Consider the following 16,441-nt stretch of genomic DNA (forward strand, 5'->3'; position numbering starts at 1 on the left):
CGATGAAAAAGACAGTTCAATATATCAGCCTGATTCTTATCGCTTTATTAACTTTCGGTTGTGAGAAAGTAGTTGACGTAGATTTGGATACCGCGCCACCGAAACTGGTTGTAGATGCTTCCATTCAATGGGTTAAAGGCACATCGGGTAACGAACAAAAAATAAAACTTACCACTACAGCTCCTTATTATAACAACAGTGTTCCTGTAGTTTCGGGAGCTACTGTTTTTATAACCAACAGCGCTAATGTCGTTTTTAATTTTATCGAAATTCCCAATACGGGAGAATACCTTTGTACCGACTTTCAGCCGGTTATCAATGAAACGTATACCCTAACCGTAATTTACAACGGACAAACTTTTAATGCAACCGAAACCCTTACCGCCGTTCCCGATATCGAAAATAATATCGAACAGAATAATGAAGGAGGATTTACCGGAGATGAAATCGAAATCAAGTTTTTTTATCAGGACAATGGTGCCGAAGATAATTTTTACATGATTGGCATCAAAACGAATTACAAACCTTTCCCGGAATATGGAGTTTTAGAAGACCGCTTTTTCCAAGGTAATCAAATGTTTGGATTGTATTCTAATGAAGATTTAAAACCGGGTGATTTGGTAAACATCAAATTATACGGAATTTCACAACAGTATTACAATTATATGAACGTATTACTCTCTGTAGCAGGAGGCGGAGGTGGCGGACCGTTTCAATCACCACCGGCAACCGTTAGAGGAAATGTGGTGAATCAGGCCGATGAGAATAATTTTGCTTTGGGTTATTTTAATCTTTCGGAAGTCGACACGGTAGATTATACGATTCAATAATTATTTCTACTTTTACAAACACTTAGAAAACACCATTCATGTCCTCACACCATATAGTTCGCGACGATCAGGAACCTGCTTTAATAATCGCTAACGGAGCAGCATGCAGTCCGGAACTATTAGGACAACTTTTGGAATGGTCACCGTTTGTAATTGTCCTTGACAGTGCCATAGAACGCGTTTTGGAATTGGAAATTAAAGTCGACGTACTTTTAGGCGATTTCGACAGAGGTTTCAATCCGCAATACTATTTAGAAAAACAATATCCGCTGGAAATCGTTCATACACCCGACCAAAACAAAACGGATTTAGAAAAAGCTTTTGATTATTTAATCGAAAAAGGTCATAAAGCCGTCAACGTAATTTGGGCCACCGGAAAACGTGCTGATCACACTATTACCAATATTACCAACATCGTACGTTACAGGGAACATCTGAAAATTGTTATTCTGGACGACCATTCGAAGATATTTTTATTACCCAAACACTTTCAGAAATGGTATACTAAAGACAGTATCATTTCTTTAATTCCTATTGGAGAAGTTACCGGAATTCATTCCGACAACCTGTTTTATCCGTTGGAAAACGACACTTTAACTATTGGTTTCCGTACCGGAAGCAGTAATCACGCCAAAGAAGACGGGATTGTAACCATCGATCACGACAAAGGCGACTTAATCTTAATCGAATCTTTAGATTAGTTTTGCACTTAAAAAAAAGTTTTTGCGTTATTTTTACATTAGAAATAAGTTCCTATGCATAACCGCTACTGGAAATATTTTCTTAAATTAGTTTAACAACACACAGGTTTACAAGACATTACAAAAAAATATTTTTCTGTAACGGAATAAGGGCCTTCGTAATTGTCAAACAAAAAAGAACAATAATCGAATTGAAAAGTAACCTACTATGAAAACAACACTTGTAAGCTTAATTTTATTGCTGACGCTAACCATAAATGCTCAGGAAACAAACAGATTAACTTTCGACCAATCGATTGAAAAGGCCAAAACCGAAAATAAAAACGTTTTATTGTTTTTCTCCGGTTCCGATTGGTGTGCCCCTTGTGTGAAATTTAAAAAACATTTCGTTGAAACCGATCAGTTTAAAACCTTCAGCGCTGAAAACCTGATTGTTTATAATGCCGATTTCCCAAGACTGAAAAAGAACAAACTGGCAGACAACATCACTCAGGAAAATGAAAAATTAGCCGACAAATACAACAATACTGGATTGTTTCCTTTGATTCTTCTGTTAAACACTAAAGGAGAAATCATTGAAAAATGGGATCACTATCCGTCTGAAACGTTAGAAGATTTTATTGCCAAACTGAAAGGATAATGCTTCACAAACAAGTTGAAAAATTAATGGGAAATCGTTTTGAGATTTCGGTTATCGGACCGGATGAAAATTGGTGCACCCAAAAAATCAATTTGGCCATTGAAGAAATAAAGAGAATTGAACGTTTGCTTACCACCTTTTCCAATGAAAGTATCACTTTTGAAATCAATGAAAATGCAGGATTCCAACCGGTGAAAGTTCCGGATGAAGTTTTCGGGTTGATTCAGCGCTGCCAGATGCTGTCGAAAATAACACAAGGTGCGTTTGACATCAGTTATGGCGGAATCGACAAGAAATTCTGGAATTTCGATTTAAAAATGACGGCACTTCCGGATCCTGAAGCAGCAAAAAAATCGGTGGAACTCATCAATTATGAAAATATCATTTTAGATGAAACCAACAAAACGGTTTTTCTGAAAAAGAAAGGAATGCGCATCGGGTTTGGCGGAATAGGAAAAGGCTATGCCGCGGAAATGGCAAAACGAAAATTAATCGAAAACGGTGTGGAAAGCGGAATCGTAAATGCAGCCGGTGATTTATCGGCTTGGGGTTATCAGGAGAACGGAGCGCCTTGGACCATCGGTATTGCCGATCCGAATTTAAGAACCTCAACGTTCTCAACATTTCAAATTACCAATACTTCCGTAGCGACGTCCGGTAATTATGAGAAGTTTGTAATGATAAACAATAAAAAATATTCCCATACAATAGATCCGAAAACCGGTTATCCCGTGCGAGGTATAAAAAGCGTGACCATCATCGCGGAAAATGCCGAAATAGCCGATGCGTTGGCAACTCCGGTAACCGTAATGGGCATTGAAGTGGGATTGGATTTTATCAATCAATTAAAACATATCGGGTGCATTATCATTGACGATAACGACCGGAAATACTTTTCAAATAATATAAAACTGACTTAAAAATTAAACTGCGATACTTATGAAAATAATAGCTTTTTGTTTGCTGCTCGGCATAAGTGTGAGCTGCTCACCGGTAAAAGAATATCAGAAATCAAAAATTAACGATTCGGATATGGAATTGGCGGCCCGAAAATCAGAGAAATTCGAAAACACATTTCAATTGTACCGTGAAGCAAGTTCCGGTGCTAACGGAGGAAAAACAGGTGGTGGCTGCGGCTGCAATTAATGCATTAAAGAAGTAGTAAGAAATGAAAAAGAGAATTTTCGCAGCATCGATATTGGCCTTTATATTTGGTAACAATATGAGAGCTCAGGACACGGAAACCAAAGACAGTTCGGCGTATAAAAAACAAAAACTGAAAATTGAAGAAGTCAATTTCATCACAAGTTATTACAAACAGGACGGAAACAATTCGGCCGTAACCGGAGGTTTGGGAACTGAAAAACTAACCGACGTGGCCACGACTTTCGATATTAAAGTTTCCAAAAGAGACAAAAGCAACAACAAACACAATTTCGGTTTTGAACTTGGTGTAGACACTTATACTTCTGCATCCTCGGATAAAATCGACCCGAATACCGTTTCTTCGGCTTCCTATCAGGACGTGAGAGTTTATCCCTCTGCGAATTACAGCTATGAGAATCTGGAAAAAAATTACATCTTAAACGGAGGCGTTTCTTTCTCGGCCGAGTTCGATTACACTTCTATTGGTGCCAATGCCGGTTTCACCAAAATCTCAAAAGATAAAAACCGTGAATTTTCCGTAAAAGGGATGGCCTTTTTTGATACCTGGAAAGTAATTCTGCCCGTCGAACTGAGGAGCAATCCGTCCGACCCCGATGTACAGCATGGCGACATGAAACCCCGAACGTCCTATAATTTAGGATTAACCTTATCGCAGGTGGTAAATAAAAATTTCCAGGTAGCATTCCTGACCGATATCGGTTACCAACAAGGTTTATTGGCAACAAAATTCAACCGCGTGTACTTCGGTGATTTAACCAATGTAAAATCTGAAAAATTACCCGATACCCGCTTTAAACTTCCGGTTGGGGTGCGTGCGAATTATTTCTTAGGCGATCATGTCGTTTTAAGAACCTTTTATCGCTACTATTGGGACAACTGGGGCATCAATTCTCACACGATTAGTATCGAACCGAGTATCAAGTTATCGGCGTTTTCATCGTTGTCGGTTCCGTACCGATTCTATACCCAAAGTGCGGCGGATTATTTCAAACCAATCTTTTTACACGGATTGACGGAAGAATTCTACACCAGCGATTACGACTTATCGAAATTCAGCAGTAACATGATCGGATTGGGTTATAAAGTTACCGATGCTGATAAAGGAATTTTCCATGTAAAACGAATTAACAGTCTGGAATTACGTTACGGATTCTATACCCGAAACAACGGACTCGATTCGCATATCATTACTTTAGCGATGAAGTTTAAATAAAATCTCAATTCTTACCTACTTTCACCGCAGTGCTACAAATTAAAACCTGTAACGCTGCGGTTTTTTTCTGTTTATTGGGTTTTCCTCTACCATTTCAACCTGCAGTTAAAATTAGTATCTTTGCAACTAAGCCGTTAAAAAATGAAATTCCAAGTCGTATCCGAATACCAACCCATGGGCGATCAGCCACAAGCTATTGAAAAATTAGCCAAAGGCATAACCAATGGTGAACAGTTTCAAACTTTATTGGGTGTAACCGGTTCGGGTAAGACATTTACGGTGGCCAACGTAATTCAGGAAGTGCAGCGTCCGACATTGGTTCTGGCTCACAACAAAACACTGGCGGCACAGTTGTATTCCGAGTTCAAGCAATTCTTTCCGAACAACTCGGTTCAGTATTTCGTTTCGTATTACGATTATTACCAACCCGAAGCCTTCATTCCGGTAACGGGCACCTATATCGAAAAAGATTTATCCATTAACGATGAATTGGAAAAACTGCGATTGAGCACCACTTCTGCCCTACTTTCAGGACGTCGTGATGTGTTGGTGGTGGCGTCTGTTTCTTGTTTGTACGGTATCGGAAATCCGGTGGAGTTTCAGAAAAACGTGGTTTCCTTAGAGAAAAACCAAATGATTTCGCGTACCAAATTACTGCATCGACTGGTGCAGAGTTTATATGCCAGAACCGAAGCCGAATTCACGCCCGGAACTTTCCGAATCAAAGGTGATACGGTCGATATTTATCCGAGTTACGGCGAAGAGCCGTTCCGAATTCACTTTTTCGGGGATGAAATTGAAGAAATTGAAGCTTTCGATTCCAAGACTTCACAGGTTTTGGAAAAATATGACAAACTGACCATTTACCCGGCCAATATGTTTGTGACTTCCCCTGATGTATTGCAGAATGCCATTTGGGAAATTCAGCAGGACTTGGTGAAACAGGTCGACTATTTCAAAGAAATTGGGAAACATCTAGAAGCAAAACGCTTGGAAGAACGTACCAATTTCGATTTGGAAATGATACGCGAATTAGGTTATTGTTCCGGAATTGAAAACTACTCAAGATATTTAGACGGTCGTGAACCCGGTACAAGACCATTCTGCTTATTGGATTATTTCCCGGATGATTATCTGATGGTAGTGGATGAAAGTCACGTTACGATTTCACAAGTTCATGCGATGTATGGAGGTGACCGTTCCCGAAAAGAAAATCTGGTGGAATACGGTTTCCGATTACCCGCTGCGATGGACAACCGTCCGCTGAAGTTTGAGGAATTTGAAGCGCTGCAAAATCAGGTGATTTATGTATCGGCAACACCGGCAGATTATGAGTTGCAGAAATCGGAAGGCATTTATGTGGAACAGGTAATTCGTCCGACAGGATTATTGGATCCTATTATTGAAATTCGTCCGAGTCTGAATCAAATTGACGATTTAATTGAAGAAATACAAGTGCGTTGTGAAGCTGACGAACGTGTTTTGGTGACCACTTTAACCAAACGTATGGCCGAAGAACTGACTAAATATTTAACCAAAGTTTCCATCCGATGCCGTTATATTCACAGTGACGTAGATACCTTGGAGCGTGTGGAAATCATGCAGGATTTGCGTAAAGGTTTGTTTGATGTACTGATTGGTGTAAACTTACTCCGTGAAGGTTTGGATTTACCCGAAGTATCGTTAGTTGCCATTTTGGATGCCGATAAAGAAGGTTTCCTGCGCAGTCACCGTTCGCTGACCCAAACGGTAGGACGTGCGGCACGTAACGTAAACGGAAAAGCAATTATGTATGCCGATAAAATCACGGCAAGCATGCAAAAAACCATCGACGAAACCAATTACCGCAGAACCAAACAAATTGCCTACAATACTAAACATGGCTTGGTTCCCAAAGCATTGAACAAAAGTCTTGGCAATGTTTTAAACAGAAATTCTGTTTCCACGCAATACTTCGAAGACAAAGCTTTAAAAGCTGCAGAACCCGAAAGTCTGTATTTATCGAAACCGGAAATCGAAAAGAAAATCCGTGAGCTTCGCAAAAGCATGGAAAAAGCAGCTAAAGAGTTGGATTTTATGCAAGCGGCAAAATTGCGTGATGAAATAAAACTGCTACAAGAGAAAATTTAATTATGCTGTAAAGTAAAAGTATGCAACAAAATTTCCGGTTCAATCATTTGATTTGGAGCTTCTTGCATCGCTTTTAAGGTTTTCTTAATTCCCATTGGGTTTAACCCCATGTTAATACCAATCTCATTAATGGCCTTTATTTCACGCTCGTGTAACACGCCGTCGCAATGCATCAACAAAGCCAAACGGTAAAACTGCATGATACGGTGAAGTTCGTCTTTGATAACTTTTGTCTGATTGCGTTTTCCGAATAATTCTAAGAAAACTGCTTTCTCAATTTCGAGTTCCTGTGCTATAATCCATAAAAAATCATATTCGCGGTCGTGCAATTCGCCATCAACCACTGCAAAAGCAATCATTTCGGAAAGAAGACTTATTTTTTCTTCGTAAGTATCCATTGCGGTAATTTTATTTTAAAAAATCGTTAAAAAAAGAAACCGGTTTTAGATCTAACAACTCATTTCGGTTTTTCTCCAAAAAGGAATAATCCAATTCGTCGATATTCCCTACCTGATTGAAAATTTCAGGCAATTGTTCTCTTTTCTTCTTATAAACAAATCCTAAACCGTGATCCGTATTTAATACAAAAGCGGTTAACTCAGGATGGTTTTTTCGGATATCCACTATCGTTTTCCAAACATCACCATTCCAGATATTTTTCCAGTCTTTGTGATCTTTCAAATCTTTACGTGCGTCGTCAATGGATGCTGCCGGATATGCCGCCAATTCATCAAGAGGATTACAATCATGCAATACAATCACACCGCCTTCATCCAAATATTCCAAAGTATTTAAAGTGTCCTGTAACGATTGTTCGTAAGTATGAAGTCCGTCAATAAAAGCCAAATTAATGATGTTCGCCTTCAATAATTCTTTATTGGAAGCAAAGAAAGCATCACTTGTTACTTCAAAATAAGTATTCTTTAAATTATCGGTATTTTTTAAAATGGCCTTGCATTTTTTCCACAGATTAAAATTAAAAAAGGGATCTACTGCAAAACGCTTTTGGGCGCCTTTGATATTAAAAAGACATTTGCCTCGGTTAACCCCAATTTCCAGATAATTTGTTACGTTGTTTTTCTTTATAATCGCATTTAAGACTTCTATTCGGGTCATTTTTTGGCTGATGTTTAGATTTATTTATTTTGAATGTACGGCAAATATACCAAAATCTGCTTCTAATGAGAAAAAAATAGTTGGATCCCCATTTTACAATTCAATATCCCTTAAACAGCAATTAAAAAAGAAATAAACTATCTTTACCAATAATTTAGAGTACTTATGACAAACAACGATATTTTTAAAAAATTACGTGTAGCCTTGCAATTACGTGATGATCAGATAGTCGAAATCTTAGAATTAGTTGATTTCCGAATTTCTAAGGGCGAAATCGGGAATTTTTTCCGCAACGAAGAGCACGAGAAATACATGGAGTGTGGCGATCAGGTATTGCGCAATTTTTTAAATGCTTTGGTGATTTATTTGCGTGGTACGAAGGAAAATCCTAAAAACGCTATGGATGTCATCAAACAGAATCAAGCAGCGATTCAGGCCAGACCGGCTTCAGACAAACCTAAAACGGATTTCAAACCCAAAACGGACGCAAAAAAGAAACCAGCGCCCAAAAAAACATTCAAGTCACAGAAACCCGAACCGATTGTTGAGAAAGTACGCTACAATAACGGAAAGAAAAAAGACAACAAATAGTTCTTGCTCTTTATAAAATTAAAAATCCCGCTCCTTTTATGAAACGGGATTTTTTTATTTGTAGAAAATTATCGATTACGGCTTAAATGTTACAAAAAAAGAATATTCGCTTCCTTGTTTTAACTGACCTGCGTCGATTTTTTTATAATTCAGTTTACCTGTGATGAATTTTTTAATTGCATCGTTATCAGTTCCAACATTTAATACCACAATTTCATCTGCAGCGTTAATTTTAAGCTGTACTTTTACCACTAACTCTTTTTCAAGTTCCTCATCAAATTTAGTTGTCTCTAACAACTTAACCACTTTTTTAACTGCTTTTGGCAAATCTTCTTTTGCATTTGAATTGTTAGCCGAAACAAACGTTGTATCCATTGACAATACAACAACAAACAATGCGATTAAATTTTTCATTTTTTGATTTTTTTTTATTTGATTACAGGTCAAAATTAGGCAATCATCAATAAGAAAAGAACTACTTTCCAATAGCTTAACCAACATTTAAAACTTGAAGTATGCTTCTCTTTGCTAAATCCCATGAAATACGGATTTCGCCCGATGAACAACCGTTTTTCAGTTAAAAAACTGAAAAAGTCAGTTTCCTTTAGATACATTAACTTAAACTTCAAAAAGCGGAATACAAAAAATTTACATTGGTATAATAAAAAAAGCCTTAGCAAATTGCTAAGGCTTTCTATATATTTCGAAAATTATTCTGAAATTAAGATAAAGCAGCTTTCACTTGGTCAGCAGCTTCCTGGAACTGAACTGCAGATAAAATCGGCATACCAGAATTATCGATTAATTCTTTAGCGATTTCAGCATTGGTTCCTTGTAAACGAACGATGATTGGCACCTTAATATCGTCACCCATGTTTTTGTATGCATCAACCACACCCTGAGCAACACGGTCACAACGAACGATACCACCAAAGATATTGATTAAGATTGCTTTTACGTTTGGATCTTTTAAGATGATACGGAAAGCCGTTTCCACACGTTTTGCATCAGCTGTTCCTCCTACGTCAAGGAAGTTAGCCGGTTCAAAACCTGCATATTTAATTAAATCCATAGTTGCCATTGCCAAACCTGCACCGTTAACCATACATCCTACTGTACCGTCAAGATCTACATAGTTTAATCCTGCTTCTTTCGCTTCAACTTCGATTGGACGCTCTTCAGTGATGTCTCTCATCTCCGCTAAATTTGGATGACGGTATAAAGCGTTGTCGTCTAAAGTTACTTTAGCATCAACGGCCATGATTTTATTGTCAGAAGTTTTTAATACCGGGTTGATTTCAAACATTGAAGAATCAGATCCGATGTACGCTTTGTATAAAGCATCTACGAATTTCACCATATCTTTGAAAGCTTCACCGGACAAACCTAAGTTGAAAGCAATTCTTCTGGCCTGGAAACCTTGTAAACCTACTGAAGGATCAATTTCTTCTGTAAAAATTTTCTCCGGAGTGTGTTCTGCCACTTCTTCGATATCCATACCACCTTCTGTAGAATACATAATCATATTACGACCTTTACCACGGTTCAATAAAACCGACATGTAAAACTCTTTTGTTTCACTTTCTCCAGGGTAGTAAACATCTTCAGCAACTAATACTTTGTGTACTCTCTTTCCTGTAGGAGGCGTTTGAGGAGTAATCAAATCCATACCGATGATTTGTCCAGCAATTTCTTTAACCTGGTCTAAATTTTTTGCCAATTTAACACCACCGCCTTTTCCACGACCACCTGCGTGAATTTGAGCTTTGATTACATGCCAACCTGTACCGGTTTCATCTGTAAGTTGTTTTGCTTTTGCAACAGCTTCTTCGGCATTATTTGCCACATAACCACGTTGCACACGCACGCCATAGCTTGCTAATATTTGTTTTCCCTGATATTCGTGTAAATTCATAATAGATGTGTTTTGCTTTAAATAAAGTGCCACAAAAATAACAAAGTATATTGAATGTGCCTAATGTTTTTTTGATTTATAACACATCTTCCCTACAAAAATTGAAAGGGTAAAACATTAGAGCGCCAATTTCATCAGAATTAAATATTTCGCATTTATAAATCAAATTTGTTTACTATTTTTATGAAAAATTTAATTAAAAATGGAATCTAATCAATTACTTTCAGTAGCAGAAGAATTTGGGTGTCCGCTTTACGTGTACGACGCCGAAAAAATTCAATCACAGTACAACCGTTTAACCAATGCTTTTTCTAAAGTGGAAAAGTTGCGCATCAATTATGCAGTCAAGGCATTGTCAAATCTATCTGTTCTAAAGCTACTGAAGAAGATGGGTTCCGGACTTGACACGGTTTCCATTCAGGAAGTGCAATTGGGATTGCGTGCCGGTTTTTCGCCGGACAGAATTATCTATACGCCCAACGGCGTTTCGATGGATGAAATCGAAGAAGTAGCTGCTTTAGGCGTACAAATCAACATTGATAATTTATCGATTCTGGAGCAATTTGGAGCGAAACATCCGCAAATTCCGGTTTGTATTCGTATCAATCCACATGTTATGGCGGGCGGAAATTCGAATATTTCTGTGGGACACATCGACAGTAAATTCGGAATCTCCATTCACCAATTGCCTCACATTTTGAGAATTGTCGAAAACACAAAAATGCACATCAACGGAATCCACATGCATACCGGTTCCGATATTCTGGATATTGAAGTGTTTTTATATGCGGCAGAAATTTTGTTTGATACCGCCAAACATTTCAAAGAATTGGATTTTATCGATTTTGGAAGCGGATTCAAAGTACCGTACAAAAAAGGAGACATCGAAACTAATGTCGAAGAAATGGGTAAAAAACTAACCAAACGTTTCTTAGCGTTCGAAAAAGAATACGGACGTGAATTGACTTTGGCTTTTGAACCGGGCAAATTTTTGGTGAGCGAATCCGGATATTTTCTTGCGAAAGTTAATGTGGTCAAACAAACGACTTCTACTGTTTTTGCGGGAATTGATTCGGGTTTTAACCATTTGATCCGTCCGATGCTTTACGGTTCCGAACATTATATTGAGAACATTTCACATCCGAAAGGAAAAGAGCGTTTCTACTCGGTTGTAGGTTATATTTGTGAAACCGACACCTTTGCCACGAACCGAAGAATTACCGAAATAAAAGAAGGCGATATTTTAAGTTTCCGAAATGCCGGAGCCTATTGTTTTACGATGGCTTCCAACTACAATTCGCGTTTTAAACCGGCCGAAGTACTTTGGATGGATGGAAAAGCACATTTAATCCGCCAACGTGAAACGATGGAAGACATTCTGAGAAATCAGATTGAAATCGAAATCTAACCAATAAAAAAATCCCGTCTCGCTATACAACCAGACGGGATTCTTGTTTTTATTTGGATTCCAATACTTCTGTCAGCACTTCGGCTTCGGTGCCGTTCGGGAAAGGAATTCTTAGTTTTTGTGCTAATGTCGGAGCAATTTGCGTAATCACTTTTTTATCGTGTGATTGTCCTTTCTTAATTTCCCATCCGAAGAAAATCAAAGGCACATGCGTGTCATAGCTGTACGGACTTCCGTGGGTAGTTCCTGTTCCGGAATATTCCACATAAGCGGGTTTGAACAAAACAATCAATTCTCCGTTCTGAACCGGGTCGTAACCTTTTGCAACGCAACTCAAATAATAATCGTTTCCGGAAGCCGCAAGAACTTCTTCTTCAGCATATACCTTCTTTACATATTTTTGAGTGTACAAATAGTCCTTAAACGCTTGTTTTACTTTTGACAATTCCAACCCTTTGGATTTGATCATTTCTTTATTCAGAAAAACATTGTAGTTGGAATAATTCAGCAGAACGTTAACGCCAAAAGTTTTATTGGAAAAATCAGCTAATTCCGTTTCGATATTTTTCCACGGAATATTATCTACATCGTATTTATTATCTTTCAGATATTTAACATTTTCAGCTCCGGCATGATCAGCAGTCAGAAACAACAGATAATTGTCTTTCCCGACATTTTTATCCAGATACGTCAGAAATTCAGCTATGCTTTCATCCAGGCGCAAATAGGTATCCTGCAGTTCTATGGAACGCGGACCAAGCGTATGTCCGATATAATCCGTTGAGGAAAAACTAACGGTTAAAAAATCAGTAACATTGTCTTTTCCTAATTCTTCAGCCTGAATAGCTCTTTCCGCAAATTCAACTATTAAATTGTTACCGAATGGTGTTGAACGCAACAAACCAGCGTCGTTATTTGTGTACATGTCCTTTAAACTGTATGGAAAAAAAGGCGTTTTTTTGTACAACAAGCCTTCATAAGGATTATTGTCGGTTAAACTCTCATTGTAAGTCGATTTTGGCTTTAGTAAGTCCCAACCTTTATCGATATATTTTTGAAAATGTTTCTCATTATTAAATTCGGTTACCCAATTTGGCAATTGTTCGCCATAGAACGTACTTGAAATAAAAGCACCCGTTTTACTGAACCAAAACGCGCCGTTTGCAAAATGTCCGGCCGGTAAAATGGCTCCGCGGTCTTTTAAACTGATTCCGATTACTTTTCCTTTGAAGTTTGTTGCCAGTTTTAATTCATCGGTAATTGTAGTTGCCTGAAGGTTTTTGGGAGACATTTTCCCTTCACTTTCTATTCCGTTTCCTATTGTTTTTACCGCAGCATCATCGGTGCAATACACTTCTTTCCCGGTAGCTTTGTTAAACCATTCATTGCCGACAATTCCATGCGTGGCCGGAGTTGTTCCCGTATAAACAGAAGCATGACCCGGAGCAGTATAGGTGGGCATATAATTATAATGCATATTATGAAAGGTATACCCGTTATGCATCAATCGTTTGAAACCACCTTCTGAAAAATCATCGGAAAACCGGTATAAATATTCCATTTTCATTTGATCGACCACAATTCCAACCACTAATTTCGGTTTTTGTTGCGCCGATACCGTTGAAACCAATCCCAACAAGGCAACCTGAAGTAATCTTCTCATATTTGATTCGTTTGTATAAAAAAATCCCGAAAACCGGGACTTATAATTTTACATATTTCATATTGTATATCAAAACCCTGCTGTCTTCATAGATATACAGTTGTTTTACGTCGGTTCCTTTTAATGAGCGGATGGCCAACACACATTTATCGCCATCTACATTCACACACTGAAAAGTATCGATACTTCCCTCTTTACTGGTTTTCGGATCGTCATAACCTAAAATAGTATACAACTGAACCACTTCAGAATATACTACAATTCGATCTTTATTGGTATCCAGCGTCACTACTATTTTCGCTTCTTTAAAATCGGAATACGGACTCCATTTTCCCTTTGCATTTTTAATGCTCATACTCACCCCGGACGTTTCGAAACGATAGGTTTGTGCCGCAGCAGTTACTCCGATAAACAAAAGGATTGCTAAACTTATATTTTTTAAAAACTTCATCTTCTTTTTTTCTTTCTTAAATTACAATAATGATGCCACCTGATTTCTCGCCGATTCAAATTCGCTGATCATATTATCCACAATTTGCTGTACCGGTTTGATGTCGTGAATTAAGCCGGCTATCTGACCGATTTCCAGTTCGCCTTCCACTAAATCACCTTCAAACATACCTCTTTTTGCTCTGGCTCTCCCTAATAATGCTTTTAATTCTTCGGTAGTCGGACATTTTGCATACAATTCCTCAACGTCGTTATAGAATTTATTTTTGATTAATCGAACCGGAGCCAGTTCTTTCAGGGTTAATTGTGTATCCCCTTCTTTGACGTTAACAATGGTATTTTTAAAATTTTCGTGCGATGAACTTTCCACAGAAGCAGCAAAACGACTTCCTACCTGTACACCATCAGCCCCTAAAACCATTGCAGCTAACATTCCTCTTCCGGTAGCAATTCCTCCCGCAGCAATTAAGGGAATTGTAACATTTTCTTTTACCATCGGAATTAAAGTAAATGTCGTTGTTTCTTCTCTGCCATTGTGACCTCCGGCTTCGAAACCTTCTGCAACCACAGCATCTACACCTGCTTCCTGAGCTTTTAAAGCGAATTTGGAACTACTCACAACATGCACCACGGTTATCCCTTTTTCTTTTAAAAAAGAAGTCCATGTTTTTGGGTTTCCTGCGGATGTGAATACGATTTTCACGCCTTCTTCCACAATGATGTCCATGATTTCTTCGATATTCGGATACAGCATCGGTACGTTTACCCCAAAAGGTTTATCGGTAGCCAACTTACATTTCTGAATATGTTCCCGTAAAACATTGGGATACATGGAACCCGCACCAATAAGCCCTAACCCTCCGGCATTACTCACGGCACTTGCCAATTTATAGCCACTGTTCCAAATCATTCCACCCTGAATAATTGGGTATTTAATATTAAAAAGCTTTGTTATTCTGTTCATTGTTAGTGTATCATTACTTTTTAACCAACTTCCCGGTTTGAGAAACATTGTCGAAAGTAATTTTGTAAATATAGATTCCTGAATTTAAATTATCAAGCGAAATGGCCGGATTGTTTTCAATCGTTTGCTGTAAAACCAATTGTCCTAAGCTATTGTAAAATGCAATTGTTGGTTTGGTAACAACATCGGTAAATGTTACAGTAACCTGATTATTAGCCGGGTTGGGATAAACCACAAATCCTTTTGCATCGAATTCCGACACCGACAACAAAGCGGTATTATAAGCCTGTTGAAAATCGGGAATTCCATAACCGTAATTGTTATCCGGACTTGCGAAACGATCGGCGGAAGCCTTTACCAATTGCACAATTTCAGCATTGGTTTTATTTGGAAAAGCACTCCAGAAAGAGGTCACCGCCCCTGCTAATATTGGTCCTGCAAAAGAAGTTCCGTTATTGGTGGCGATTGCTCCTGATTGCGTTGCCACCGTTGCAGCGACACCCATTGCCATCACATCCGGTTTTATCCGTCCATCGAAAGAAGGACCTATCGAACTGAAAGTCGCTCTGATTTCGGCATTGTTTACTGCACCTACTGTCAAAACCGTCGCCGCATCCCCCGGAACCCCGATATGCGGATTAGCCGTATTTCCGGAATTCCCTGCAGAAGTAACGCAAATCATTCCTTTACTGAACGCTATATCCGCTGCTCGTGACGCAAACGATGTCTGACCATCCATATCGTCATAAGTATAACTGTAAGCTGCAGTATCATATTCAAAATAGCCCAAAGAAGTATTTACCACATCAACGCCTAGACTATCGGCCATTTCAAGCGCTTCTACCCAATTGCTTTCCTCAACAGGGTTTTCACTGTTCACATCTTCGGTAATAAACAAATAGTAATGCGCATCCGGAGCTGTTCCGATTAATTGTGCATCGACGTAACCTCCCATGTTAGAAAGTACCTGTGTACCATGTTGGTAACCGGTATAAGGATTAGCTACTTTATTTACAAAATCGTAACCACCCAAAATCAGGTTATTGTCTCGTAAGCGCTGAAAAGGTGCTTCTGTATTGACTCCGGGAAAACCAGCATCCATTATGGCCACCACCTTTCCGGAACCTGTGAAATCCTGCTGATGCAACCAATCGGCTTTTAACATTTGAACCTGAGTTGCAGATCCTCCGTAATTATAATTCACCTGAGTATCTAAAAACTTATTAATTCGCGAAGTAGTCAAATTGGCTTGTGGCAACTGACGACCACCCGGATTTAAAGAATGATTGGCATAGTGTATTCGGTTAACAAAAGGAAGTCCGGAAAGAGCAGCAATATCTGTTTGAGATCCGCGAACATGTAGTGCATTTAACCATTTGGATTTGGCCATCACGGTGATTCCGGTGGCAGCAGTTACTTGATCGATATACAACTGATGAATCGGTGCATCCTGAACATTTAAACCTATTCCCTGAGTGGTTCTTCGGTCTAGAGCCCTTTGAGAAAGCATACTGAGCGGATTGTCAATATAGGATTGTGCCAGGGGTTTATCAGCGAAATATACCCATGCATCTTCCTGAGAAAAAGCGGCAGTTGTCAATAAAAGAACAAAAAGGAGCAGTGCTTTTTTCATGGCTTTCTGAATTTGGATGT

At 38.6% G+C, this 16,441-nt stretch carries 17 protein-coding genes; 9 read left to right on the top strand and 8 right to left on the bottom strand.

The window, feature by feature from the left end:
• Positions 1–2: 2 nt before the first annotated feature.
• The 7 genes from FCR2A7T_RS03075 (at position 3) to uvrB (ending at position 6,681) form a co-directional block, all read left to right on the top strand.
• Positions 3–830: a DUF4249 domain-containing protein gene (locus tag FCR2A7T_RS03075; protein WP_023569808.1), complete on the top strand. Its 828-nt coding sequence runs from the start codon at positions 3–5 to the stop codon at positions 828–830.
• Between the two features lie 38 nt (positions 831–868).
• Positions 869–1,531, top strand: a complete 663-nt coding sequence (locus FCR2A7T_RS03080; protein ID WP_023569809.1) for a thiamine diphosphokinase — start codon at positions 869–871, stop codon at positions 1,529–1,531.
• Positions 1,532–1,739: 208 nt separating this feature from the next.
• Positions 1,740–2,171, top strand: a complete 432-nt coding sequence (locus FCR2A7T_RS03085; protein WP_023569810.1) for a thioredoxin family protein — start codon at positions 1,740–1,742, stop codon at positions 2,169–2,171.
• Positions 2,171–3,091 (top strand): FAD:protein FMN transferase, encoded by a 921-nt coding sequence (locus FCR2A7T_RS03090; RefSeq protein WP_035117123.1) that lies wholly within the window; start codon positions 2,171–2,173, stop codon positions 3,089–3,091. Before FCR2A7T_RS03085 ends, FCR2A7T_RS03090 begins: the two co-directional genes overlap by 1 nt.
• A 19-nt stretch (positions 3,092–3,110) precedes the next feature.
• Positions 3,111–3,317, top strand: a complete 207-nt coding sequence (locus FCR2A7T_RS03095) for a DUF4266 domain-containing protein (RefSeq protein ID WP_023569812.1) — start codon at positions 3,111–3,113, stop codon at positions 3,315–3,317.
• Positions 3,318–3,339: 22 nt separating this feature from the next.
• Positions 3,340–4,551 (top strand): DUF3570 domain-containing protein, encoded by a 1,212-nt coding sequence (locus tag FCR2A7T_RS03100; RefSeq protein ID WP_023569813.1) that lies wholly within the window; start codon positions 3,340–3,342, stop codon positions 4,549–4,551.
• 141 nt (positions 4,552–4,692) lie between these two features.
• Entirely contained in the window at positions 4,693–6,681 is a 1,989-nt protein-coding gene (gene uvrB, locus FCR2A7T_RS03105; protein ID WP_035117127.1) for an excinuclease ABC subunit UvrB, read from the top strand.
• Here the strand turns inward: uvrB and FCR2A7T_RS03110 are convergent.
• Complete coding sequence (locus tag FCR2A7T_RS03110; protein WP_023569815.1) at positions 6,678–7,079, bottom strand: TerB family tellurite resistance protein; 402 nt, start codon at positions 7,077–7,079, stop codon at positions 6,678–6,680. The two genes, uvrB and FCR2A7T_RS03110, sit on opposite strands and share 4 nt — an antisense overlap.
• A 10-nt stretch (positions 7,080–7,089) precedes the next feature.
• Complete coding sequence (locus FCR2A7T_RS03115) at positions 7,090–7,797, bottom strand: class I SAM-dependent methyltransferase (protein WP_023569816.1); 708 nt, start codon at positions 7,795–7,797, stop codon at positions 7,090–7,092.
• 165 nt (positions 7,798–7,962) lie between these two features.
• Here FCR2A7T_RS03115 and FCR2A7T_RS03120 point away from each other — a divergent pair, with 165 nt between their 5' ends.
• Positions 7,963–8,388, top strand: coding sequence for a DUF1456 family protein (locus FCR2A7T_RS03120; protein ID WP_023569818.1), 426 nt, complete (start codon positions 7,963–7,965; stop codon positions 8,386–8,388).
• 75 nt (positions 8,389–8,463) lie between these two features.
• Here the strand turns inward: FCR2A7T_RS03120 and FCR2A7T_RS03125 are convergent, their stop codons facing one another.
• Together FCR2A7T_RS03125 and sucC are read right to left on the bottom strand one after the other, a co-directional pair.
• The gene (locus FCR2A7T_RS03125) at positions 8,464–8,802 is read right to left on the bottom strand and encodes a hypothetical protein (RefSeq protein ID WP_023569819.1); all 339 of its coding nucleotides are present in this window, start codon (positions 8,800–8,802) and stop codon (positions 8,464–8,466) included.
• 307 nt (positions 8,803–9,109) lie between these two features.
• Complete coding sequence (gene sucC, locus FCR2A7T_RS03130; RefSeq protein WP_023569821.1) at positions 9,110–10,303, bottom strand: ADP-forming succinate--CoA ligase subunit beta; 1,194 nt, start codon at positions 10,301–10,303, stop codon at positions 9,110–9,112.
• 202 nt (positions 10,304–10,505) lie between these two features.
• Between sucC and lysA the strand changes: the two genes are divergently transcribed.
• Entirely contained in the window at positions 10,506–11,711 is a 1,206-nt protein-coding gene (gene lysA / locus FCR2A7T_RS03135; RefSeq protein ID WP_023569822.1) for a diaminopimelate decarboxylase, read from the top strand.
• A 49-nt stretch (positions 11,712–11,760) separates the two neighbouring features.
• Here the strand turns inward: lysA and pafA are convergent, their stop codons facing one another.
• The 4 genes from pafA to FCR2A7T_RS03155 are packed head-to-tail and all read right to left on the bottom strand — an operon-like array spanning position 11,761 to position 16,421.
• Entirely contained in the window at positions 11,761–13,374 is a 1,614-nt protein-coding gene (gene pafA / locus FCR2A7T_RS03140; protein WP_023569823.1) for an alkaline phosphatase PafA, read from the bottom strand.
• A 40-nt stretch (positions 13,375–13,414) separates the two neighbouring features.
• On the bottom strand, positions 13,415–13,825 hold the full coding sequence (locus tag FCR2A7T_RS03145; protein WP_023569824.1) for a hypothetical protein: 411 nt from the start codon (positions 13,823–13,825) through the stop codon (positions 13,415–13,417).
• 21 nt (positions 13,826–13,846) lie between these two features.
• Positions 13,847–14,788: an NAD(P)H-dependent flavin oxidoreductase gene (locus FCR2A7T_RS03150; protein ID WP_023569825.1), complete on the bottom strand. Its 942-nt coding sequence runs from the start codon at positions 14,786–14,788 to the stop codon at positions 13,847–13,849.
• A gap of 13 nt (positions 14,789–14,801) precedes the next feature.
• Positions 14,802–16,421 carry a S8 family serine peptidase gene (locus tag FCR2A7T_RS03155; RefSeq protein ID WP_023569826.1) on the bottom strand — a complete coding sequence of 540 codons (1,620 nt, stop codon included), beginning with the start codon at positions 16,419–16,421 and terminating at the stop codon, positions 14,802–14,804.
• Positions 16,422–16,441: the final 20 nt, after the last annotated feature.

Origin of the sequence: Flavobacterium cauense R2A-7 (assembly GCF_000498475.1) — a bacterium.
GTDB classification, from domain to species: Bacteria; Bacteroidota; Bacteroidia; order Flavobacteriales; family Flavobacteriaceae; genus Flavobacterium; species Flavobacterium cauense.